The organism is Citrobacter sp. XT1-2-2, from assembly GCF_023516235.1.
Lineage (GTDB): Bacteria > Pseudomonadota > Gammaproteobacteria > Enterobacterales > Enterobacteriaceae > Citrobacter > Citrobacter werkmanii.
Genome location: NZ_CP097324.1, coordinates 2,154,791 through 2,177,001 on the forward strand (window position 1 = coordinate 2,154,791; position 22,211 = coordinate 2,177,001).

Annotated in this window: 21 protein-coding genes; 10 read left to right on the top strand and 11 right to left on the bottom strand. The window is 51.1% G+C overall.

The genetic code is table 11. The features are described 5' to 3' along the window. Positions 1 to 60: 60 nt before the first annotated feature. Positions 61 to 1,593, bottom strand: coding sequence for a SpoVR family protein (locus M4I31_RS10220; protein WP_069324685.1), 1,533 nt, complete (start codon positions 1,591 to 1,593; stop codon positions 61 to 63). A gap of 322 nt (positions 1,594 to 1,915) precedes the next feature. Here M4I31_RS10220 and M4I31_RS10225 point away from each other — a divergent pair, with 322 nt between their 5' ends. Next, positions 1,916 to 3,214: a D-amino acid dehydrogenase gene (locus tag M4I31_RS10225; RefSeq protein ID WP_085048063.1), complete on the top strand. Its 1,299-nt coding sequence runs from the start codon at positions 1,916 to 1,918 to the stop codon at positions 3,212 to 3,214. 12 nt (positions 3,215 to 3,226) lie between these two features. Further along, positions 3,227 to 4,297 carry a catabolic alanine racemase DadX gene (dadX, locus tag M4I31_RS10230; protein WP_038641223.1) on the top strand — a complete coding sequence of 357 codons (1,071 nt, stop codon included), beginning with the start codon at positions 3,227 to 3,229 and terminating at the stop codon, positions 4,295 to 4,297. Positions 4,298 to 4,346: 49 nt separating this feature from the next. Here dadX and M4I31_RS10235 read toward each other — a convergent pair whose 3' ends face one another. Further along, complete coding sequence (locus tag M4I31_RS10235) at positions 4,347 to 6,080, bottom strand: potassium/proton antiporter (RefSeq protein ID WP_038641221.1); 1,734 nt, start codon at positions 6,078 to 6,080, stop codon at positions 4,347 to 4,349. 97 nt (positions 6,081 to 6,177) lie between these two features. Continuing rightward, positions 6,178 to 7,092: a muramoyltetrapeptide carboxypeptidase gene (ldcA, locus tag M4I31_RS10240; RefSeq protein WP_085048064.1), complete on the bottom strand. Its 915-nt coding sequence runs from the start codon at positions 7,090 to 7,092 to the stop codon at positions 6,178 to 6,180. Positions 7,093 to 7,190: 98 nt separating this feature from the next. Here ldcA and emtA point away from each other — a divergent pair, with 98 nt between their 5' ends. After that, positions 7,191 to 7,802, top strand: coding sequence for a membrane-bound lytic murein transglycosylase EmtA (gene emtA, locus M4I31_RS10245; protein ID WP_016153365.1), 612 nt, complete (start codon positions 7,191 to 7,193; stop codon positions 7,800 to 7,802). 11 nt (positions 7,803 to 7,813) lie between these two features. Here the strand turns inward: emtA and ycgR are convergent, their stop codons facing one another. Beyond that, positions 7,814 to 8,548: a flagellar brake protein YcgR gene (gene ycgR, locus M4I31_RS10250; protein ID WP_038641216.1), complete on the bottom strand. Its 735-nt coding sequence runs from the start codon at positions 8,546 to 8,548 to the stop codon at positions 7,814 to 7,816. A 198-nt stretch (positions 8,549 to 8,746) separates the two neighbouring features. Here ycgR and M4I31_RS10255 point away from each other — a divergent pair, with 198 nt between their 5' ends. Next, positions 8,747 to 9,001 carry a GlsB/YeaQ/YmgE family stress response membrane protein gene (locus tag M4I31_RS10255; protein ID WP_069324680.1) on the top strand — a complete coding sequence of 85 codons (255 nt, stop codon included), beginning with the start codon at positions 8,747 to 8,749 and terminating at the stop codon, positions 8,999 to 9,001. Between the two features lie 46 nt (positions 9,002 to 9,047). Here M4I31_RS10255 and M4I31_RS10260 read toward each other — a convergent pair whose 3' ends face one another. From M4I31_RS10260 to M4I31_RS10290, 7 genes are all read right to left on the bottom strand, one after another. Next, positions 9,048 to 10,760: an alpha,alpha-trehalase gene (locus tag M4I31_RS10260; protein WP_085048065.1), complete on the bottom strand. Its 1,713-nt coding sequence runs from the start codon at positions 10,758 to 10,760 to the stop codon at positions 9,048 to 9,050. A 168-nt stretch (positions 10,761 to 10,928) separates the two neighbouring features. Beyond that, positions 10,929 to 12,359: a dihydroxyacetone kinase phosphoryl donor subunit DhaM gene (dhaM, locus tag M4I31_RS10265; RefSeq protein WP_085048066.1), complete on the bottom strand. Its 1,431-nt coding sequence runs from the start codon at positions 12,357 to 12,359 to the stop codon at positions 10,929 to 10,931. Positions 12,360 to 12,369: 10 nt separating this feature from the next. Next, positions 12,370 to 13,002: a dihydroxyacetone kinase subunit DhaL gene (gene dhaL, locus M4I31_RS10270; RefSeq protein WP_085048067.1), complete on the bottom strand. Its 633-nt coding sequence runs from the start codon at positions 13,000 to 13,002 to the stop codon at positions 12,370 to 12,372. Positions 13,003 to 13,013: 11 nt separating this feature from the next. Then, positions 13,014 to 14,084 carry a dihydroxyacetone kinase subunit DhaK gene (dhaK, locus tag M4I31_RS10275; RefSeq protein WP_038641209.1) on the bottom strand — a complete coding sequence of 357 codons (1,071 nt, stop codon included), beginning with the start codon at positions 14,082 to 14,084 and terminating at the stop codon, positions 13,014 to 13,016. A 326-nt stretch (positions 14,085 to 14,410) separates the two neighbouring features. After that, a complete protein-coding gene (locus tag M4I31_RS10280) occupies positions 14,411 to 15,685 on the bottom strand; it encodes a Glu/Leu/Phe/Val dehydrogenase (RefSeq protein WP_038641196.1) in 1,275 nt (424 codons plus the stop codon). A gap of 331 nt (positions 15,686 to 16,016) precedes the next feature. Beyond that, positions 16,017 to 16,748 (bottom strand): MerR family transcriptional regulator, encoded by a 732-nt coding sequence (locus M4I31_RS10285; RefSeq protein WP_038641185.1) that lies wholly within the window; start codon positions 16,746 to 16,748, stop codon positions 16,017 to 16,019. A 221-nt stretch (positions 16,749 to 16,969) separates the two neighbouring features. After that, a complete protein-coding gene (locus tag M4I31_RS10290) occupies positions 16,970 to 18,181 on the bottom strand; it encodes a diguanylate phosphodiesterase (RefSeq protein WP_085048068.1) in 1,212 nt (403 codons plus the stop codon). A gap of 318 nt (positions 18,182 to 18,499) precedes the next feature. Between M4I31_RS10290 and ycgZ the strand changes: the two genes are divergently transcribed. The 6 genes from ycgZ (at position 18,500) to M4I31_RS10320 (ending at position 22,210) form a co-directional block, all read left to right on the top strand. Further along, on the top strand, positions 18,500 to 18,736 hold the full coding sequence (ycgZ, locus tag M4I31_RS10295) for a regulatory protein YcgZ (RefSeq protein WP_038641180.1): 237 nt from the start codon (positions 18,500 to 18,502) through the stop codon (positions 18,734 to 18,736). Positions 18,737 to 18,781: 45 nt separating this feature from the next. Further along, positions 18,782 to 19,054 (top strand): hypothetical protein, encoded by a 273-nt coding sequence (locus tag M4I31_RS10300; protein WP_085048069.1) that lies wholly within the window; start codon positions 18,782 to 18,784, stop codon positions 19,052 to 19,054. Positions 19,055 to 19,088: 34 nt separating this feature from the next. Then, entirely contained in the window at positions 19,089 to 19,355 is a 267-nt protein-coding gene (locus tag M4I31_RS10305) for a biofilm/acid-resistance regulator YmgB/AriR (protein ID WP_038641176.1), read from the top strand. Positions 19,356 to 19,477: 122 nt separating this feature from the next. Continuing rightward, a complete protein-coding gene (locus M4I31_RS10310; RefSeq protein ID WP_085048070.1) occupies positions 19,478 to 19,771 on the top strand; it encodes a hypothetical protein in 294 nt (97 codons plus the stop codon). Continuing rightward, the gene (locus M4I31_RS10315) at positions 19,722 to 20,273 is read left to right on the top strand and encodes a LuxR C-terminal-related transcriptional regulator (protein WP_085048071.1); all 552 of its coding nucleotides are present in this window, start codon (positions 19,722 to 19,724) and stop codon (positions 20,271 to 20,273) included. Before M4I31_RS10310 ends, M4I31_RS10315 begins: the two co-directional genes overlap by 50 nt. Positions 20,274 to 20,644: 371 nt before the next feature. Next, complete coding sequence (locus M4I31_RS10320) at positions 20,645 to 22,210, top strand: hypothetical protein (protein WP_139815556.1); 1,566 nt, start codon at positions 20,645 to 20,647, stop codon at positions 22,208 to 22,210. Position 22,211: the final 1 nt, after the last annotated feature.

The following is a 22,211-nucleotide window of genomic DNA, read 5'->3' on the forward strand; positions in this document are numbered from 1 at the left end:
TTATCCGGCCTCGAATGCGCAGGCCGGATAAGGTGTTTACACCGCCTCCGGCAATAAGATTTACAGACCGTTCATCCTCGGCGGGCAACGCTCCAGCAGCTCCACGCTGCCATCTTCATTCTGCTGCTCCAGCATCACGTCAAAACCCCATAACCGGTGCACATGTTTCAGTACCTCTTTGCGTCCCTTATCCAGCGGGGCACGGTTATGCGGAATATAACGCAAGGTGAGCGAACGGTCGCCGCGCAGATCGACATTCCAGACTTGAATATTCGGCTCCAGGTTGCTGAGGTTATATTGCGACGACAGTCGGCTACGGATTTCACGATATCCTTCCTCATTATGGATAGCGGAAATCTCCAGGTAATTGTGGCGATCGTCATCCAGCACGGTGAACAGGCGGAAATCGCGCATCACTTTTGGTGACAGGAACTGACTGATAAAACTCTCATCTTTAAAATCGCGCATCGCAAAATGCAGCGTTTCCAGCCAGTCGGAACCGGCAATATCCGGGAACCAGTACCTGTCTTCCTCGGTGGGGGACTGACAGATACGCTTGATATCCTGGAACATCGCAAAGCCCAGCGCGTAAGGGTTTATCCCGCTATACCACGGACTATTGTACGGCGGCTGGAAAACCACGTTGGTATGGCTATGCAGAAACTCCAGCATAAAACGCTCGGTAACTTTACCTTCATCATAAAGGTGGTTAAGGATGGTGTAATGCCAGAAGGTGGCCCAGCCTTCATTCATCACCTGCGTCTGTTTCTGCGGATAAAAATACTGGCTGACCTTGCGCACGATGCGTAAGACCTCACGCTGCCAGGACTCCAGTAGCGGCGCGTTTTTTTCCATAAAATAGAGCAGGTTTTCTTGCGGCTCGGAAGGATATCGCCGCGCTTCGGAAATGGTTTTCTCTTCCTCTTTCTTCGGCAGCGTGCGCCACAGCATATTCACCTGGCTTTGTAGATACTCTTCACGGCTTTTCTGCCGGGCTTTCTCTTCCTGCAGCGAGATTTTTTGCGGTCGTTTGTAACGGTCCACGCCGTAGTTCATCAGCGCATGGCAGGAGTCGAGGAGCTTTTCGACTTCATCCACACCGTAACGCTCTTCACACTGGGTAATGTAGTTTCGCGCGAAGATCAGATAGTCGACAATGGAGCTGGCATCCGTCCAGCTACGGAACAGGTAGTTATTTTTGAAGAAAGAGTTATGTCCGTAGCAGGCATGCGCCATCACCAGCGCCTGCATGGTGATGGTGTTCTCTTCCATCAGATATGCGATACACGGATTGGAGTTAATGACGATTTCATAGGCCAGCCCCTGCTGACCATGCTTATACAAGCGCTCGGTTTCAATAAACTTCTTACCAAACGACCAGTGTGGATAGTTGATTGGCATCCCGACGCTGGAGTAGGCATCCATCATCTGTTCGGAGGTAATCACCTCGATTTGGTGCGGGTAGGTATCCAGTCTGTAGAGTTTCGCCACGCGGTCTATTTCCGCCAGATAGACATCCAGCAGATCAAACGTCCAGTCGGGTCCATCGCTTAACCGTGTGCTGTCCTTGTTCATGGAATCAATCGTAGCCATTCGCGCACCCTCATTGTTGGCGGCACTCTCTGTGTGGAGTACCTCATTTCAAGCATAGATCATGGTGTTAAAAAACGTGCTGCGGCAGAAATTTTTTCTTTGCGATTTCACGTTAGCGAAGCGTAGAAAAAAGGCATATCCGCAAAATTTTATGCTGGATAAAAATAACGCACAGCATGAGATTCCAAAGCCGGGAGTTCCCAGCAATCACCGCTATATGTGAGATAAGTCACCATAAAAAAGCCATATGTTGAATAATATTTTCAACTGAGTTATCAAGATGTAATTAGATGATTGTTCTTTTACTGTTAACGGAGTGGCTATGCGAGTTGTCATACTGGGAAGTGGTGTCGTTGGCGTGACCAGCGCCTGGTACTTAAGTCAGGCTGGACATGATGTCACCGTCATTGATCGTGAGCCCGGTCCGGCACTGGAAACCAGTGCGGCAAACGCCGGACAAATCTCTCCAGGATATGCAGCACCATGGGCGGCGCCCGGCGTACCGCTTAAAGCAATTAAATGGATGTTTCAGCGCCATGCCCCGCTGGCCGTCCGTCTCGACGGGACTCAGTTCCAGTTGAAATGGATGTGGCAAATGCTGCGTAACTGCGACACCAGTCACTACATGGAAAACAAAGGACGCATGGTACGGCTGGCGGAATACAGCCGTGATTGCCTGAAAGCGTTGCGCGCCTCTACCGGCATTGAGTATGAAGGACGTCAGGGTGGAACGTTACAGCTGTTCCGTACAGCTCAACAGTATGAGAACGCCACCCGCGATATCGCCGTGCTCGAAGATGCGGGCGTGCCATATCAGTTGCTTGAAGCAAACCGCCTGGCGGAAGTCGAACCCGCGCTGGCGGAAGTGGCGCATAAGCTGACCGGCGGCTTGCGTTTACCAAATGACGAAACCGGTGATTGCCAGCTGTTTACCCAGCGCCTGGCGCAGATGGCCGAGCAAGCGGGCGTCACGTTCCGCTTTAACACCCCGGTCGATAAGCTACTCAGCGAGGGGGAGCAAATATATGGCGTCCAGTGTGGGGATGAAATTATTAAAGCCGATGCTTATGTGATGGCGTTTGGCTCTTACTCCACGGCGATGCTCAAAGGTATTGTTGATATTCCGGTCTATCCGCTTAAAGGTTATTCCTTGACCATTCCTGTGGCGCAGGATGATGGGGCCCCGGTTTCTACTATCCTTGATGAAACCTACAAGATCGCCATAACCCGCTTTGATAACCGTATTCGCGTTGGCGGCATGGCGGAGATTGTTGGCTTCAATACCGAATTGCTGCAGCCTCGCCGCGAAACGCTGGAGATGGTTGTACGCGATCTTTTCCCGCGCGGCGGTCATGTGGAGCAGGCTACATTCTGGACCGGACTGCGTCCGATGACCCCGGACGGTACGCCGGTCGTGGGACGAACCCGCTTTAAAAATCTGCTGCTTAATACGGGTCATGGCACACTGGGCTGGACCATGGCCTGTGGATCCGGCCAGCTGCTGAGCGATATTTTATCTGGTCGTACCCCAGCCATTCCTTACGACGATTTGAGCGTGGCGCGTTACAGCCCGGGGTTTACCCCCTCTCGGCCACGGCATTTACACGGCGCACATAACTGATAAGGATGAGAGATGACCCGCCCGATACTGGCCAGCATTGACCTGCAGGCGTTGAAACAAAATCTGGCCATTACTCGCCAGGCCGCACCGGACGCCCGCGTCTGGTCGGTAGTGAAAGCCAATGCTTACGGACATGGCATTGAACGAGTATGGAATGCGCTGGGCACAACCGACGGTTTTGCCATGCTCAATCTTGAAGAGGCGATAACCCTGCGCGAGCGGGGATGGAAAGGCCCGATATTAATGCTGGAGGGTTTTTTCCACGCCGACGACCTGACGATATATGACAAATATCGTCTGACAACGTGTGTGCACAGTAACTGGCAGCTAAAAGCATTGCAGAATGCGCGCCTGAACGCACCGCTCGATGTTTATCTGAAGGTGAACAGCGGCATGAACCGGCTGGGTTTCTTACCAGACAGAGTTTCCACAGTCTGGCAACAGCTGCGGGCCATGCCCAATGTCGGTGAAATGACGCTGATGTCGCACTTCGCTGATGCAGAACACCCGGATGGCATTCAGGAAGCGATGACACGTATTGCGCAGGCGACAGAAGGGCTGGAGTGCAGACGGTCACTGTCCAATTCGGCTGCGACGCTGTGGCATCCTGAAGCGCATTATGATTGGGTTCGTCCGGGCATCATTTTGTACGGAGCATCGCCGTCTGGACAGTGGCGAGACATCGCCAATACGGGCCTGAAACCTGTGATGACGTTAAGCAGCGAAATTATCGGCATACAAACGCTGAAAGCCGGCGATCGGGTCGGTTACGGCGGGCGTTACACCGCCAGCGGGGAGCAACGCATCGGCATTGTGGCGACCGGGTATGCAGATGGTTATCCGCGCCATGCGCCGAGCGGCACGCCAGTGCTGGTAGATGGTGTACGCACCAAAACGGTCGGAACGGTCTCAATGGATATGTTGGCGGTTGACCTGACGCCATGTCCTCAGGCGGGGATCGGCACGCCGGTAGAGCTGTGGGGCAAAGAGATTAAAATTGACGATGTGGCCGCTGCTGCGGGTACGGTGGGCTACGAACTGATGTGTTCGCTGGCGCTGCGCGTACCGGTTGTGACGGTGTAACTTTTGTATGCCGGGTAGGCGCAGCTCCCACCCGGCAAAAACAGCTACGTCACTCATCCTCATCTTCAGCAACGCGAACACCAACCTTCAGCACCGCATTATCTTCTTTCTCGGCCACCGTCCAGATCATGCCAGCAAATTCAACCTGGTCACCGACGACCGGCGCGGCGCCTAACAGGTGCTGAACGATTTCACCCAGCGTTTGCTGTTTATCGCGATACTCTGTGCCATCGTCGAGGCCATATATCAGCGCCACGTCGGCATATTTTGCGCTGGCTTCGAGAATAAAATCCCCAAAGAAGCGCTGGTCTAACGATACCGGCGGCGACTGGCTGAATAGCTTGCCGAGAGCGGGGAGATCGCGCTCGCGACCAATGACGCACAACACGTCACCTTCACGCAGGCGCGTGCTGCCCGACGGATGAAACAAGACATTGTCACGAAACAGGGCGGCAATTCGCGTTTCTTCCGGCATATGCAGGTCGCGCAATGCGGCTCCCACACACCACTTATCCGCGCTGAGCTGATAAACAAACTGCTCCCAGGGGTTATCCGGGTGAATATCCAGACCAATACGCGAAACGGGCCAGCCGACCGGGGGAACCACCACTTTGGCCTTTTTAGCCGCCCAGGAAAGTGACGTTCCCTGAAACAGCAGGGAGATCAGAACCACGAAGAACGCCACATTAAAGAACAGACGCGCATTCTCCAGGCCGGCCATCATCGGGAAGACGGCAAGGATGATCGGCACCGCGCCGCGCAAGCCCACCCAACTGATAAAAATACGCTCGCGCAGATTGAAGCCACGGAACGGCAGCAGCCCGGCGAAGACCGACAGCGGGCGAGCCACGAAAATCATCCATGCGGACAAAATCAGCGCTGGAATCGCGATAGGCAGCAGATCGGAAGGCGTGACCAGTAGCCCCAGCACCAGGAACATGGCGATTTGCGCCAGCCAGGCCAGACCATCGAAGTTTTGCAGAATACCAAATCGGTTGCGAATCGGGCGATTACCCAGCAGGAAACCGCACAGATAAACCGCCAGAATACCGCTGCCTTCCAGTGCGGTAGTCAGGGCAAAAATGAGGATCCCGCCGCTTAAAGCCAGTAACGGATACAGCCCGGCAGGCAACGAAATGCGGTTAATCATTTGCTGCAGCAGATAGCCGCCGCCCAGACCCAGCACAATCCCTAAACCAAACTGCTGGAGTATATGCACCGCGAACATCCAGCTTAAACCGGTCTCGTGGTTTTGGATCATGGCGATAAGCGTGATAGTCAAAAATACCGCCATCGGGTCATTACTCCCGGATTCAATTTCCAGCGTAGAGCCAACACGTTCGTTAAGCCCCTTACCACCAAGCAAGGAAAAGACCGCCGCCGCATCGGTGGAACCGACTATCGCGCCAATCAATAGCCCCTCAATGAGATCCAGATTAAACAACCATGCGGCCATCATGCCGGTAAGTCCGGAAGTAATCAGTACCCCGACGGTCGCCAGCGATAGCGCCGGACCCAGCGCGACGCGAAAAGAGCTGGCCTGGGTGCGCATGCCGCCGTCGAGCAGGATAACCGCCAGCGCGAGGTTGCTCACCATGTAGGCAAAAGGGTAGTTGTCAAAAGGAATACCGCCTACACCATCCACCCCCGCTAACATCCCGATAGCGAGAAATATCACCAGAATAGGGATGCCAAGACGTGATGAGAATGAACTGAGTAAGATACTGCAGGTGACGAGAACGGAACCCAAAATAAAAAGGCTAATAACTGCTGCGGCATCCAACGTTCGTTTACTCCTGAATTACGCTGTTTCGTATTAACAAACCCTAACATAATAACGACAGAAACAGCGTTTTACTTAGCCCTGTTGGCAGCTTTTTTTACGATTTAAGTACCGGATGACCATTTATGGTGAGCTGAGCGCCATTTTTATCGTTTTTCAGCACCGCATTGGCACCCAAAGGCAGGGTGACGGTACGTTGTTCATGACCAAAATCAAGACCGCTGATTAACGGAACTGACAATCTGTCGCGTAGAAAAGCGCAAACCGAATCAAGGCTGTAACCGGCGTCATAGTCATTGGGCGCACTGCCGCTAAAACTGCCAAGAATAATGGCGTTCTGCCGGGCCAGTATTCCCGCATGGTATAGCTGCAGCAGCATGCGTTCAATACGGAATGGGTGCTCATTAATGTCTTCCAGCACCAACACACCGTTTTCGATAGCGGGCATCCACGGTGTGCCCATCAGCGAAATGATCATCGCCAGATTTCCGCCCCATAGCGTACCTTCGGTTGCACACGCCGGGCCGTTACTCTGCCATTCAAGGGTAAATTGGGGATGACGCAAAGCCTGCCAGAAATGGTGCTCGGTAAACGCGTTCATCTCCGCGGCCCCGAAGTTAGCCGCCAGCATTGGGCCGCTGAAGGTAATCACATTGCCCTGCGCCAGCAAACCGCACTGAATCGCCGTAAAATCGCTGTGCCCGCACAGCAGTAGCGGGTTTTGTTGCTGACGAGCAGCCAGTCCCTGCCAGTCGATCCCTTCCAGTAAACGGCTCGCGCCATAGCCGCCGCGTACCGCCATCACAATAGTATCAGGCGTGTGCAGATTAACGAGCGAGTTCACATCTGCCAGACGTTCTGCTTCTGTGCCCGCAAAACGCTGGCATCGGCGCGCAATGACCGCTGAATTATCGACCTGGTGACCGGCCTCAGTAAGCCGCGCAAGCCCACGTAATGCAGCCTGCTGGTTGATACAGTAGCCCGAAGGGGCAATTAAGTGAAACCGGGACATGGCATTTCCTTGCTACAACTAAAACCAAATGTATATCATGCCGCGTAGGTATGTCGTTGTCACCTCAGCGACAGGTTCCGGCTATAAGGATAGATGACGTGAAATTGAGATGGTTTGCTTTTTTGGTTGTATTACTTGCGGGCTGTAGTTCAAAACAGGATTACAAAAATCCGCCATGGAATGCTGAAGTTCCGGTCAAACGCGCAATGCAATGGATGCCGATCAGTGAAAAAGCCGGTGCGGCCTGGGGTGTCAGCCCACAATTGATTACCGCTATCATCGCCATTGAATCTGGCGGAAACCCGAATGCGGTCAGTAAATCGAATGCGATTGGTCTGATGCAGTTAAAAGCGTCCACGTCAGGACGCGATGTTTACCGTCGTATGGGATGGAGCGGAGAGCCGTCGACCAGCGAGCTGAAAAATCCTGAGCGTAATATTTCGATGGGAGCCGCCTACCTGAGTATTCTTGAGACCGGGCCTCTGGCCGGAATTGAAGATCCTCAGGTGATGCAATATGCGCTGGTGGTGTCGTACGCTAACGGGGCGGGCGCACTGCTGCGAACATTCTCCTCCGACAGAAAAAAAGCCATTAATAAGATCAACGATCTCAGCCCGGATGAATTTATTGAACATGTGGCTGATAATCATCCGGCGCCGCAGGCTCCGCGCTATATCTGGAAGCTCCAGCAAGCGCTGGATGTCATGTAGTTCATGTAATGCTACCCGCGCACCTTATTTGCTTTTTCCCGGGCTTCGCGCTCAAGGGAAAAAATAATCCGCTGTAAGTTCCGCTCCACCGCCGGGCCGACGTTGAGAAAACGAAAGCTCAGGCGGGGAGTGGTAATGGTTTCGTTTTTGCTGTCGATAACCACGCGCTCGCTGATGGAAATCAGCTGGGCGTCAACGTGATACACACCCCATTGCGCCATATTCAGTTCAACTTGTGAGAAGCGCATGCCTTCTACCAGTCCCTCTGGCTTTGCCGTTTCTAACAGTCCACCCATGCCGCCGAGAGACAAATCGAACAGGCGAAAATGCAGAATGCTGTTGTCCGGCATCTTTGCCGCGCAGCGATAGGGAGGATGCAGCGGCGCGCCGATACGGAAATACTCCCGACGCTGTATGAACCACAGGGAAGGCGGCAGCGTTGAGATAAATGCCGGTAGTCGCTGATACTCGCCTTTTTTAAGCTGCGGCAGCGTGAATTCCACTTTGGCGCCCTGCGTTTCGGCGATAATTGAGATCTGGCTGGCCCGCTGCACGGCCTGGTTTTCATATTCCTGACTGCCAAAGTCCATGATCAGTTCGTCCGGGGTGACCGCCAGTATTTTGCTAATGAACTGGCCACCTGACCAGGAGATACGCAGTGGAACCTGCTGCGAATTTAAGTCCCTGAGAACGCCTAACACCGCTAACGGATTTTGCTTCAGGAACTGCTCATTGTAGTTGCTCACACCTAATGACTCCTGGATGCCTGGTTTATCGTTGGATTATCGGCATCAAACGACGGAACTTAAGACAAATGAATGAAATTTTTTGCCAAAGCCAATGAATTAAGTCTGTGTGGAAAAACGTCATCCAACAGCTTGCCTATACTTAATGCACTGGCGCGGGAATAACGAGCGCACATTCACTGGAAAGAGGGCCTGAAAATGGGAATTATTGCCTGGATTGTTTTTGGTCTGATTGCAGGTATTATCGCCAAACTGATTATGCCGGGGCGCGATGGCGGTGGATTTATCCTGACCTGTATTCTCGGTATTGTCGGCGCTGTGGTCGGCGGATGGCTGGCAACAATGTTTGGTATCGGCGGTGATGTCAGCGGATTTAATCTCCACAGCTTCCTGGTGGCCGTAGTCGGCGCGATTGTTGTGCTGGGTGTTTTCCGGCTTGTGCGACGAGATTGAGTGAGCGGCCCCCTCTGGGGGCCGTTTCTTTGGAATAGAAAGTTCGTTATGGCGTCGGTTGCGTCTGCTTTTGAGGCTCAGTTGATGCCGTCCCTGCCGGGGCTGGACGCGATGCGGGGACGCTGTCACACGGTTTTTCTTTGGCGCAAATCAGGTCGAGCATTTTTAGCGTTACGCCGTTAGTCCAGCCAAACCCATCCTGCAACGGATATTCACCGCCACCGCCGCCGGTGCCAGTGGTACTCACGTCATACTTTTCAACCAGCTTTTTCTCGCGATCGTAAGTGTGCTGCACGTTGGTGAGGAATCGCCAGGTTACGTCCATGGCGACGTTATCCTGACCGTAATTCTGTAACCCGGCTGCCGCGACCCACTGGAGAGGGGCCCAGCCGTTTGGCGCATCCCATTGTTGGCCGCTTTTCACCGAGGTGGTAGCTAGACCGCCGGGCTGCAGCAAATGCGCCTGGGTTGCCGCGGCGACCTTACTGGCGCGATCTTTTGCCGCTGCATTAACATACAGCGGGAACAGGGCGGCGGCAGTGAGTTGGTTACGTACTTTGTGGCTCTTTAGATCGTAGTCGGCATACCAGCCTTCTTTGTCGTTCCACAGGTGCTTTTCGATCCCTTTTTGTCGGGCATTGGCAAAACCGTCATATTGAGCAGCTTTGGCATCATCACCAGCGGCTTTACTGGCGAGGGCGATCATTTTTTCCATTTTGTACATCAGCGCATTGAGATCGACCGGCACAATGCTGGTGGTACGCAGGGTACCTAGCTGGTTGGGGTTATCCATCCAGCGGGAACTAAAGTCCCAGCCGGACGCGGCGGCGGAGCGCAGGTCGCGGTAGATTTCGGTGGCCGGGCGGTTCGGGTTACTTTTAGCGGTGGCGATATCCTCCACCCATGACTCTGGCCGCGGTGTATCGCGGTCATCCCAGTAGCGGTTCAAAATGGTGCCGTCATCCAGCTTGACCACGCGCTTATTTTGCTGACCGGGCTGGAGCGTTTCGACGCCCTCCATCCAGTAGGTGTACTCTTTGAGCATCTGCGGGAGGTATTTTTTCAGCGCATCATCCCCTTCGTGCTGCGCCAGCAGTTCAACCATAAAGGCAAAGAACGGCGGTTGAGAACGGCTCAGATAATAGGTACGGTTGCCGTTAGGAATGTGTCCCCAGGCATCAATCTCGTAAGCGAAATTTGCCACCATGTCGGAGACCTTGTCCCAGTGATTACTTTCGGCAAGCCCCAGCATGGTGAAATAGCTGTCCCAATAATATATTTCGCGAAAACGCCCGCCTGGCACCACATATGGCTCCGGGAGCGGCAGCAGCGAGTCCCATTTTTCAACGTCTGTTGTTGAGCGGGTTAGCACCGGCCACAGACCATCAATATGCTCGCGCAGCGATTGCCCGGCAGGGGGGACGTATTTCTCACCCTCTTTTGGTAAGGTAAAGTTCACTCCGACAAAATGACGTAAATCGAATCCAGATTGATTCTTTTGCATTCGGTAATCGGCGAGGATCATTAACGGATCGCTATTGGGAACCGCGTCAGCAAAGGTTTTCTGGTCAGGGAACAATTTGGCCGTTTGTACATCGTTAAACAGAGGGCCGAGCAGAATATCAGGTGGTTGCGGTGTCGTTGCTGGCGCGTCCTCCGCATTGACGGTAAAAGAGGTAAAGGCAAAAAGGGTACTGGCAAACGTCAGTTTTATCGCAACAGAAAGCAGCCCGGAATGGCGAATTGCTGGTATTATCATCGGTTAATCTCCTTAGCGGTGTGCCGAAGCAGCGGCATTTACCATGAGAAAACCTTAGTTCAGGATCGACCGTTGCGCGTGATCGACTCCCCATTTTGCGAATAAACAGACATTTCCCGACGCGCCAGGAAGATGCACACCCTGTTGAGAAAGGGTGTGCTGATGCCATTAACCTGTATGGGTTATCCGATGCGCCACGCAGTCAATAGTGACCGTATCTCCCGTCTTTATACTATCGAGGGTCTCCCCAAGCTGACACATCCAACAAAGTCCCATTTCACGGGCGATAATCGCGGGGTGAGAAGCCTCGCTCCCGGCACGCAGACCGATCCCTTTGATGGTCAGCGGGTCGAGTTGCAACACCGTAGACGGGTAAATGACGTCCGCGACCAGGATTGTCGGGCGGCTGAACGTCGGGATTTGCGCCGTCGCTCCTGTTAAATGCTGCAGCGAACGAGACAGTAAATCTTCAATGTCGATATATCGCGCCTGTAAGTAGGGATCGTCGAGCTGTAAATACTGCTGGCTGAGTTCGCTCAGCACCTGCTGCCAGGCGCAGGCGGCGCTACACTGCTTTTCACGCATTACGTCGCACGCCATATCGAACAGCTCGGGATCGTCCAACAGCGTGTGGTGACCGGAGAAGATCGCGGCGATATCGGCGGAATACTTCTCTTCAGCAAGCGCGGTTAGCTCGCTTAAATCGTTCAGCGTGCTCTGGATGGCGGCCTGTAATCGCTGCTGCTCAGCCTGCAATGACGCTGCGGGCTGCGGGCTTATCTCGGGTGAGAATGGCGTGTAACAAAATACCGTCCCCGTTACCCGTGACGGGACCTGAGTCGCCACGTTTTTCGCCTGCATTGGTGCGAGCGATTCGCCAAAATTCTCTGCCGCCAACTGTTTGAACGCGGCCAGGGCATCTTCTGCCTGTTCGCCTTTGGCAATCAGGCGCAGCGTGTCGTTACAACGCACCTGCAGCAAGGCTATCTGATTGAGACTATCAGGAACGACGCACTTGCCGTTTTTTTCCAGCCACATGTCGGCGTTAAAGCCAGACAGCGTAGATACCAGCCGTGAGGCCGGGCGAACGTGGATACCGTTGGGGTTTTTCACCACAATGGCAATCGAACGGGCATCTGTGTCGGGTGATAGTTCGGCAGAAGCGGACTTTGCTGCCGAGGGCGAAGGTAAACCCAGTTGCTCACATTTGGCGTCGAGGGCGTGCATGGCATCCCGGATGACCTGATCGATATCAGCACCCGCAGCAGCGCTAACCGTCGCGGCCAGCGTGCCTTCAACCAGCGGGGCGGCGCACAGACGGACTTTCGCGGCGATGTCAGGGTCGAGCAGCTCAAGGGCGGTTTCCGCACTCAGTAACGCGCTGCCGATATCCATCATCACTAACACGTGATCCGTATCGGCCACGGACTCGATGGCTTCCATCACCTTAATCGGATCGGTGCCAATGGGATTCTCAGGATCGTCAATGCCTGCGGCAATAGCGAGTTTACAGCCATAGCCCATTAACATTTGTCGGGCTAACGCGCCGACGCCTTCGCCCAGTTGGGCGCTGTGAGACACAATAACCAGGTTTACCATCGCTTTATCCTTACTCTCTGGACGCCTGAGTCAGCATTTGCATCATAAACATGACGGACGTTGCGCCAGGATCCTGATGGCCAATGCTGCGTTCACCAAGGTAGCTGGCGCGGCCTTTGCGTGCCTGCATGGTGATGGTGCTTTGTGCCGCGGCTTCCGCTTGTTGGCTTGCGGCTTCCAGCGCCGCCTGTACGCTTAGCTTTTGCTCGCAGGACTGACGTAAAGATTCCACCACCGGCAACCAAACGTCGCACATGGTTTTGTCGCCAGGCTCAGCTTTACCACGGCTAATGACGCCTTCTGCGCCATCGCGAATCATTTGATACAACTCGTCCAGCGTCAGGCTCTGGTGGGCTTGCGTGACCTGGGCGGCGCGGATGAAAAAGGTACCGAACAGCGGGCCGCTGGCTCCGCCAACGCTGGAGAGCAAGACCATGCCGGTATTTTTTAAAATAAAGCCGATGTCTTTATCGGCGATAGACGGCAGTTTTTCGACCACTTTACTAAAGCCACGATGCATGTTCAGACCGTGGTCGGCATCACCGATTTCCCGGTCCAGCCCGGTGAGAAAATCACTTTCGGTAGTGAATATTTCGCCGCAGCGATAGAGCCAGTTAACAATTTGCGTTCTGGTGAGGGACATCATGAATCTCCTTATTTACCCCAGTTGAGAGCAGGGGTGTGAACCGGTGCATCCCATAAATTCAGCGTTTCGTCATCCACCTGTAACAGGGTGATTGAGAAACCGGTCATATCCAGAGAGGTACAGTAAGAGCCGATCAGGTTGCGCTCAATGACGATCCCCGCATCCTGGCAACGGCTTTCGAGGCGGTTATACACGCCGAAGAGTTCTGACAACGGCGTCGCACCGAGATTATTGACCAGCGCAATGACGCGATCGCCGCTTTGCAACGCCCGCTTGCTTTCTTTGCCTTCCTGCCACGCGCCCTGGACGTTGTCCCAATGACGCAGCGTGCGGCTGTAGTTGCCGTTTTCCAGCAGCGTGTCGAACATTTCATCTACGGTTTGGTCGAGAGACGTGAAGGCTCTGCGGTCAATGCCCGGCTCCCCGTGGATACCCACGCCAAACTCCATTTCGTTATCCTGCAGCGTGAACGACGGTTGCCCGGCGGCCGGAACGGTACAGGCGCCAATGGCGATCCCAATGGAGTGTCCTTGGTTATTCAGTTGACGCCCGAGTGCCGCGCAGGCTTCCAGCGAGTCACCGCGTTCGGCTGCCGCACCGACCAGTTTTTCTATCAATACGGTATTCGCCACGCCACGACGACCGGCGGTATACAGACTATCTTTCACCGCGACGTCGTCATCCACCACCATGGTCGTGACTTTAATACCGCTTTCGTGCAGCAACTCGGCGGCGGTTTCGAAGTTAAGAATGTCGCCGGTGTAATTCTTGATGATCAGCAGGACGCCTTCACCGCCGTCAATTTGCATGGCGCATTCGAACATTTTATCCGGCGTAGGTGAGGTAAAAATCTCACCCGGGCAGGCCCCGGCGAGCATGCCCTGCCCAATATAACCGCAGTGCATTGGCTCATGTCCGCTGCCGCCGCCGGAAAGGAGCGCCACTTTGCCCATCACCGGCGCATCTGCGCGAGTGACGTACACCGGGTCCTGATGCAGCGCCAGGGAGGGGTAAGCCTTCGCCAGTCCGGCGAGTTGTTCATTCAGTACGTCTTCAACACGGTTGATCAATTTTTTCATTATTTATGCTCCGCAGACAGTCCTGGATGCTGCCAAAATTCTGCAGTCATCTGATGTAGGGTATCGGTTTGTACAACGCTACGGCGACCGCTCGCTGCCGATAAAGTAATTTTGCACACGGGTATGCAAAAGAAAATTGCTGTTGGTGGTGTTTCAATAAGGAACATTGCTATCTCAATATGTTCCATATTGAAACGTATGGCCGCAAAAAACAGCGGAAATGTGAGATTGGGCAGTATCAGGCGGGAAAGCGATTACGCGCTGGGTTTTGCTGAAAAAAAACCACCTGCCAGGCAGGTGGTTTATGAACAGGAAAAGATCCAATCTTAGCCCGGATAAATTCCGCGATCTTTACGTGCCAGCAAAATACGCTCACAGGCGACAATATAGGCGGCGGTACGCAGAGAGCAGGATTTCTCGGCGGCTTTTTCCCACACGTGCACCATCGCATCGGTCATGATTTTATCCATGCGTTGGTTGATCTCTTCTTCGCTCCAGAAGAAGCTTGCCATGTCCTGAACCCATTCGAAGTAGCTGACGGTAACGCCGCCGGCGTTACAAACTACGTCAGGAACAACCACAATACCGCGGCTTGCCAGAACGTCGTCGGCATCCGGATAGGTTGGACCGTTGGCGCCTTCGAGTATCAGTTTACAGGTCAGCGTTTCAGCGCGGTGACGGGTGATCTGACCTTCGAGCGCGGCAGGGATCAGAATGTCCATCTCCAGGCTCCAGAAGGCCTCGCTGGCGATGGTTTCAGCCCCCGGGAAACCAGCAATCTGTTTGTGCTCCAGTTGCCAGGCTGACAGCGCGGACATGTCGATGCCGGTAGCGTTAAACAGCGTCGCGGTGTGATCCTGAATAGCGACTACGCGTGCGCCAGCTGCCGCGAAAAGACGGGCGGCTTCACTGCCGACGTTACCAAAACCTTGCACCGCGACGCGAGCGCCTTCAACGTCGATATTGGCACGACGAGCCACTTCCAGACCGCTGACAAAAACGCCGCGACCGGTGGCTTTATCACGGCCTAACGAGCCCCCGAGGTGAATAGGTTTACCGGTGACCACGCTGGTCACGGTGGTGCCGTGGTTCATGGAATAGGTATCCATCATCCAGGCCATCACTTTACCGTTTGTACCCACATCCGGCGCAGGGATGTCTTTCTGTGGTCCAATAATAATGCCGATTTCGCTGGTATAGCGACGGGTCAAACGCTCCAGTTCGCCTTCAGACAGTGAGAACGGATCGACGCGCACACCACCTTTGGCACCGCCGTACGGCAGATTCAATGCTGCGCATTTGATGGTCATCCATGCGGACAGGGCCATCACTTCATTAAGATCAACATCAGGATGAAAACGCACACCGCCTTTGCCCGGACCACGGGAAAGGTTATGTTGCACGCGATACCCTTCAAAATGACGGATAGTCCCGTCATCCATTTGTACCGGGATATCAACAATCAACGCGCGTTTTGGGTGACGCAGGGTATCCACCCAATGGGAAAGTTCGCCCAGGTAAGGGGCCACACGCTCGATTTGTTGCAGGTAGGTATTCCAGGCAGATGTGCTGCTATCTGAAGCGTAAGATAACTTATCCATGATAAACCTTAGTTATAAAAGTAATATGTTCTTAATTTGGCCGTGGTATACAGTGAATCTCACCATATACACCTAAATTTAACATTTTTTTCATGGAGTAGCCCCCCCAGCCAACGCAGCTTATCGGCATGGATAGTATGGGCTTTAGTTGAAAGATGAATAACTATGCTTGTTTTGTGCTGTCTTTATGACTTTTTGCGAGGCTGTAGTGATTTAATATGCGCATTTTGCAAAAAACACATTTTGTCAGATTTATGACGCACCTCTAAAAGTAAACAATATGATAATAAAATGTGTTTGCTTTATTGCATTAAGCTGGGCATCTGTCGGCTTAAGGCCCGTGGAAAATAACTTTGTATCCCTGCTCATTCCAGTGTTGCAGCAGTTCATTTTGTCGTCTGGTTGGCGCCGTACCGGTCCAGACGAAAAGCGTTTGCCCGGGGAATAGCTCAGGACGTGGTGTTTCAATAGGCTCTGCAAGAATAGCGATATGCCACCCGGATTGCGATAAGCGCCAGGCCTCAAGCCATAAACGGGTTCTGTCTTCAACATCCCAGGCCATCAGAATGGCATCTTTCCCTGACTTGCGACGCGTTTCTGACAGAAGTACCGCAACATATTCGATCAGCGCGCCGTCAAGCATGCTGTTCATTATGCGAGAGGTATTATGATCAAGTATGAGTCGCTGGCGTACAGGAAGATAGACTCGGTCAATCAACGCATCGACCGGATACGCGCGGCCAAGAGAGAGCATTTTGGCCCGCAGCTTCGGCGGATTGGCCATCCGCAGAATGCTCATCATCTCTTCCTGCAATTGATTCCAGTCATCATCAGTTTCGCGGGTACTGGTTTCCAGTAATGCTTTCACTTTCCCGACAGGCGTACCATTGCTAATCCAACGTTTGATTTCTTCAATACGTTGAATATCCTCTTCATCAAAGAGTCGGTGTCCGCCTTCGCTTCGTTGAGGTTTGAGTAAACCGTAGCGTCGTTGCCATGCCCGAAGGGTTACAGGATTTATCCCGCAACGTTCTGCGACGTCGCCGATGCTGTAATAAGCCATAGTTCCCCCAAACACTCCTGATTCTCCGTCACCGATATGCGGTTCCTGTCACTTTGTACAACATGCATCAAATTGTACAAAACATACAGAGCATTCTAGCAAAATTAAGATTTACTTTACTATCACGCGTGAGAATATTGCTGGCTTTAACCTCAGAAAAGGGGGAGGTAACAAATGACTTTCATAATCCATTGAATATTAATGATTTATTGTGTGGCGATTTATTTTCTCTCAGGCCATGCCACAGAAGGGGTACCGTTCAGCAAGGCTGCTGCAAATAAGTTACCCTGGAAAAGCTCGATCCCAGCGGATTCAAGCCACATCCATTCTTCGGGTTTTTCAATGCCAACGGCTGAAAGCTGAATCTCAAGTGAAGTACAGCATTTAATGATCGCCTGAATGATGGCCTGTCTTGGGCCACTTTTATGGACATCAGCAATGAGTTCACGGCTTATCTTTATTCTGTCCGGCTGGAAACGAGACAGAAGTAAAAGCCCAGCATAACCCGCGCCAAAATGATCAACTGCCACACAAATCCCTGCCGCTTTAAGTGATTTTACCGCCTGTGCAAAAGCATCAAAGCGGGAGATGACTTCGCTCTCGGTAAATTCCACGATGATTTGTTCAGGGACCAGTCCATTTGCGGCTATTTCATGAATCAGAAAGTTAACAGCGTCGGGTCTGTTCACCAGCGTCATGGGTAACAGATTGACTGACAACATTTTTTCACCAAGATTCAGAGCGCTGGCCATGGCAAATGCCGTCTTTTTACTTTCCAGATCCGCGGTGTACATCTCTTCCGTGCTTAATTTGTCAAAGTACGCTGCCGGAGTTTCCCCATCTTTACCACGAATAAGCGCTTCCAGAGCGATAACGCGTTGTGACATAGGGTCGATAATTGGTTGAAAGGCAAAGGTGTAGTCGGTATTTGACGTGAGCTCTGCTTCATTAAGGGTTGTACAACTTTTATCGGTAATAAAATCCCAGAAATCGGCAGCAGGGATTTCAAAATAAGTCGATTTTTCTGTTGCCAGTACGAATGTCCGGAAAAACTGCAATGCCCGGTCATCATAGGTGAGCTGGAATTTTGACGTCCCCTGATTCAGTACAGCTTGTAAGACCTCAGCCCGTTCATGTTTTTGCAAATCAAATAACTCCATCCCGACCTTCCCGAACCGGCGCGCAGGGGCATAATCGCACATCAGCTCGACAATATTGTAGTGCCGTGAGTCGTTACAGATACAACGATAAATCTCCTTCACTTGCTCCTCTGGGCCTTCGAGCAGCTGGAAAAAATGCTGACCGTTAAAGAGCAAGATCCCTGTAACATCAGAGCGCCTGTTTTTCAGATTTGCGGCCATCACCATATCCTCAATCGCACAGAGGGGGGCGTCATCACGTAGATGGCTACGGTAAATAATGGTCGTGAGCATGGACAGTCCGGGATTAAGGGATGAGGTGAGGTAAGGACAGTATCAGACAAACGCGGTTATGTCCTGATTTTCAATACATTATTTTAACCATAAATTTACACGTGTAAGGCTGTACAGACGCCGTAACCGCTCCCGGGAAACAAAGGCTGTACAGTACCTGGAGGTGTTGTACTTTTTATTTTCACTCTAATTCATTGAAAAATATCATATAGCACTTTATGTTAAAATTTGCTTTATCTTCGTGTACACATTTTTGGTACAACTTTGCTACTGTTATAAAACTCAATACTCATCAGCATTTTGTTACAGGAGCAACATATGCAGCAGCACAGAGTTCTCACTGATTCCGCAAACGCAATTTCTCGTTACTTTGCAAAAGCGCATCTTCCTACACAGCAGGAAACATTGGGAGAAATCGTCACTGAGATACTAAAAGATGGACGCAACCTGAGCCGAAAGTCACTCTGTGCCAAGCTTTTGAACCGTCTTGAAAAAGCATCTGGTGAGGACGAACAGAAGCATTACAATGCCCTAATCGGCCTGCTCTTCGAATAAAGGGACACCCTAAAACATATAAATGGGGAAAGTAGTGAAGTAGTTATGAAGAAAACTGACCATGAACGCTTGAAACACGAAATTACAGGTTTAGCTGTTATACAGATTTTGCGCATAAACACGGTAATATCATTACCCGCATTGATTAAGCAATTACGTCTTATGAAGGCGAGTGAAGTGGATGCCGGGCGTAGACATCTTATTGACAGCATAATTCATGATTTCACAGATTCTAATCCGGCAAGGATGAACCCCAAACCGGAAAGAACTGTTGATGAGAGTGTATTCAGTGGCAGTAAAAAGCCTAAATTACATTAGAGACCATTTTCCATACTATACAAGCGAGGTGACTATGCTTCAGGAAATGAATGTTCACAGAGCAATTGCAGATAAGGCTTTGTCGAGTTACTTCCGTAATGCCGGTGAGCTATTAGCAGATGAATCCGTTGTATTGGGGCAGGCAGTAACAAATGTGATTTTAGCTGGCGATAATGTTAATAATAAAAACATCATTTTAAGCCTAATCGCTTCACTGGAATCGACAACAGATGTTGTTCAGGCTGATATCATCAGAAAAACACTGGAAATAGTGTTGCGCTATACAGCTGACGACGTCTAATAAAATTATTATATAATCATGAAGCTCCAGCATCCATAGTATGTGCTGAGTATTTGTATACTTTGAATTAAGACTACACATAGCATCTTCTCATTATTAGACTACATTATTATGGGCTTGATATGATTAATTCAATTCCGGAAAATTATATTTTCCAGTGCGCTTTATACAAGAATTTAGAGCGTAATGTGATGTTAAAAATGGGTTATGTCAGTGATGATGTTCTTGTTCAGGCGCTCAGTGCACAGCTGAAGAATGAGAAGAATGCTATATTAACCGATCTTTATAAGCAGATTATGAGTCACTTTCAACCAGCTATTCGTTCTGAACCCCGTCAGGTTAATTGTGATTTTTTAGAGGTCATAAATGATGAATACAGTTCAGGAACACGCCAGACAAGCACACTTATGGATTGATGATGTTTTTATCAGGCAAGGTCTGGAGAATATTCTCGCTGATATAGAGTATAAAGATAAGAATGTGCGTCTTGTTTTCTTTACGATCAACTACTTCAACACTGTAAAAAAACAAAACTATGATCTCAGGACGCATCGGCTGGTGCTTCTGATTGATGGTCATCTGTATCAGTACCTCAATGAACTTTCATTCTACAGGCTTCCTGTAGACAGTGGCGTAGCCTCAATCAAAAAATTTATCGCTGAAATTATCAGCATTGATACTGAACACGACCAGCAAGCTGAAATAAATGTCGTCCTGACTGAACGGGATAAATACATCTTAACGCAATTAGGGGAAGGGCGGTCTATTTCTGAAATTTCTGGCTTGCTGAACCTGCACTTAAAAACGATTTACCTGAGCAGGCAAAATCTGATCAAGAAACTTGGTTGTTCGGGGTTGATTGATTTTCAAGGAATACTGCAAACCCCAATATTCAGGCACTGGCTGGAACATGCCTGAGTAAATTACAGGTGTGGATTTTTGGCATTTGGCATTCTCAAAATGACGCGGTGTATGCGATCCCGTTTCGGTAGCCAAAGTATCTGCTGCTGTTTGTCATATTCATTGCGCCTTCAGTTGAGCCGCCAGGGACGGGTTACAAGCAAGTGCTATTTCTGTTACTAAAAGAAGTATGACAGGAAGGTTCTTAGAGCCTGGACTCTGTACACTCCTATGGGCGGAGGGATTCCCAGAAAATCCACATCAGTAAACCGGCACCATATGGCGCATTTTAAAGATTCTGGAGTAGCGCAACCAGGGGATTCTCTATAAAATGTCCATTCACCTTGGCATAAATAATGAGAATTTTTTAAATGCAAGCTTCCGTTCCGTTGCGTTTACTGGAAGTAAACTCGTCACTGATTTGGCACTGGCCGTATTTGCAAAGTGTTATTGCAGTGATGATACGGGATCAATTTAACGGACTGGTCATTAACCAACAGAACTTATTTTCTTTGTTAGTCTCTCCTTCAAAATATTGTCAGCATGGTCGTGAAAATCTGCTTCGTGAACATCAGGAGCATTTACTTTATTTGCAGCGTTTATGTCGGTATTGTCGTACTTCCGGCATTCGGGTTTGGCTGCAAGGCGAAGCGCTTCCCCGTGGCGCTAAAATCCAGGAAAAATACCCCGAATATCCGCTAATTGATAACAGCAATGCGGATGAGATTTTCTGGAAGAATTTTTATCAGCACGATCTTTATGAGGCTCTGGAAAAATTGCCGGATATTGATGGGGCAATTGTTAATCTTCCTCGACATCAGCCTTATAAAGCCAACTGGGTTTCAATACTCCCATATCTCTATAAAACGCTGCGTACCCTCGGAAAAAAAATGGTGTTACGTGACTATATGGATGATGAAGCCGCCTCGTGGCAATTGGTTAATGCCTTGCAGGTGCTGCCGCCAGATGTGCGGGTGTCCATAAAGGCGGTTGCGCAGGGATATCGCCCTGGGTTTGTTAATAATCCGCTCCTGACTCAGCTTGATGGGCGAATAAAGTGGATCGAATTTGACATGTGGGGGCTGGAATATGGCTGGACGCTTCTTCCGTGCTATTTGCTGGAAGAAATCCAGGGCCGATTAAGCTGGGTAGAAAGTATGGCGGGCGAAGAGCTGGAGGCTATAACGGGACGGCTTAACTGGGAATGGATTTCGAACAGTTCGCTGATCAACTCTGTCAATTCTGTCAACTTGCACGGCCTGGCGATGTTTGGCCGCGAAATTTTTATGACCGAAAAACAGGCGTTTCACTGCTGGCTGACGGATATGCTTGAGCATAAAGTGGGGACGGCTGAGGTGAACCTTTTCCACCAGCTGTACACCTGCAGCTACGAATGGATGAGAAAGACCCCCTACATTCTGGGGCATGTTCTGCATCATTACAGCCAGGTGCCGGAGAGCTATGCCCAGGCCGTGAAGCAGCTTCAGCTGCACGTGCGCAAATCAGATGATTATGCCCTGTCGACCCTGTTTCCGGTAAACGATCCCGATAGAGGACGTGAGCAATTCCAGCAGTTGGTACTTGAAAAAGAGCGCGCTCTTTTCCTTGCCCAGGATTCGCGTAACCGGCTCTATCAAATCATCCATTCTGTTGCGATGTCCGACGAGAAGAGGGAGCTGTTTAAGCGAGTCTGGGAACGCGTCCCTTGGTACACCGAAATGTTTAACCGCGTCTCACGCAGCGTTGCCATGAAAATGATGGTAGACAATTATGGTCATCAGAGCGGTATTTCTTTATTTGAATTAACGAAAGAAATTAATGAACTGCGCCTGCTGGCAACACGACTTTCAGAATGGATGGATAAGGAAGAACAGCAGCAGCCCCATTATCTGGCGATGCTATTTGATCCTGCCAGGCTGATTAGCCTGGCAGACAGTCTGACTGAAAATGAATAGC

What these genes read in the sequence shown, in the direction of transcription:
- M4I31_RS10220 (WP_069324685.1), bottom strand. Translation starts at nt 1,593, where the DNA reads ATGGCTACGATTGATTCCATGAACAAGGACAGCACACGGTTAAGCGAT.
- M4I31_RS10285 (WP_038641185.1), bottom strand. Translation starts at nt 16,748, where the DNA reads ATGGCTTATTACAGCATCGGCGACGTCGCAGAACGTTGCGGGATAAAT.
- dhaL (WP_085048067.1), bottom strand. Translation starts at nt 13,002, where the DNA reads ATGTCCCTCACCAGAACGCAAATTGTTAACTGGCTCTATCGCTGCGGC.
- ycgZ (WP_038641180.1), top strand. Translation starts at nt 18,500, where the DNA reads ATGCAGCAGCACAGAGTTCTCACTGATTCCGCAAACGCAATTTCTCGT.
- M4I31_RS10260 (WP_085048065.1), bottom strand. Translation starts at nt 10,760, where the DNA reads ATGATAATACCAGCAATTCGCCATTCCGGGCTGCTTTCTGTTGCGATA.
- M4I31_RS10280 (WP_038641196.1), bottom strand. Translation starts at nt 15,685, where the DNA reads ATGGATAAGTTATCTTACGCTTCAGATAGCAGCACATCTGCCTGGAAT.
- dhaM (WP_085048066.1), bottom strand. Translation starts at nt 12,359, where the DNA reads ATGGTAAACCTGGTTATTGTGTCTCACAGCGCCCAACTGGGCGAAGGC.
- ldcA (WP_085048064.1), bottom strand. Translation starts at nt 7,092, where the DNA reads ATGTCCCGGTTTCACTTAATTGCCCCTTCGGGCTACTGTATCAACCAG.
- M4I31_RS10310 (WP_085048070.1), top strand. Translation starts at nt 19,478, where the DNA reads ATGATTAATTCAATTCCGGAAAATTATATTTTCCAGTGCGCTTTATAC.
- M4I31_RS10315 (WP_085048071.1), top strand. Translation starts at nt 19,722, where the DNA reads ATGATGAATACAGTTCAGGAACACGCCAGACAAGCACACTTATGGATT.
- M4I31_RS10255 (WP_069324680.1), top strand. Translation starts at nt 8,747, where the DNA reads ATGGGAATTATTGCCTGGATTGTTTTTGGTCTGATTGCAGGTATTATC.
- M4I31_RS10300 (WP_085048069.1), top strand. Translation starts at nt 18,782, where the DNA reads ATGAAGAAAACTGACCATGAACGCTTGAAACACGAAATTACAGGTTTA.
- M4I31_RS10225 (WP_085048063.1), top strand. Translation starts at nt 1,916, where the DNA reads ATGCGAGTTGTCATACTGGGAAGTGGTGTCGTTGGCGTGACCAGCGCC.
- M4I31_RS10290 (WP_085048068.1), bottom strand. Translation starts at nt 18,181, where the DNA reads ATGCTCACGACCATTATTTACCGTAGCCATCTACGTGATGACGCCCCC.
- dadX (WP_038641223.1), top strand. Translation starts at nt 3,227, where the DNA reads ATGACCCGCCCGATACTGGCCAGCATTGACCTGCAGGCGTTGAAACAA.
- M4I31_RS10305 (WP_038641176.1), top strand. Translation starts at nt 19,089, where the DNA reads ATGCTTCAGGAAATGAATGTTCACAGAGCAATTGCAGATAAGGCTTTG.
- dhaK (WP_038641209.1), bottom strand. Translation starts at nt 14,084, where the DNA reads ATGAAAAAATTGATCAACCGTGTTGAAGACGTACTGAATGAACAACTC.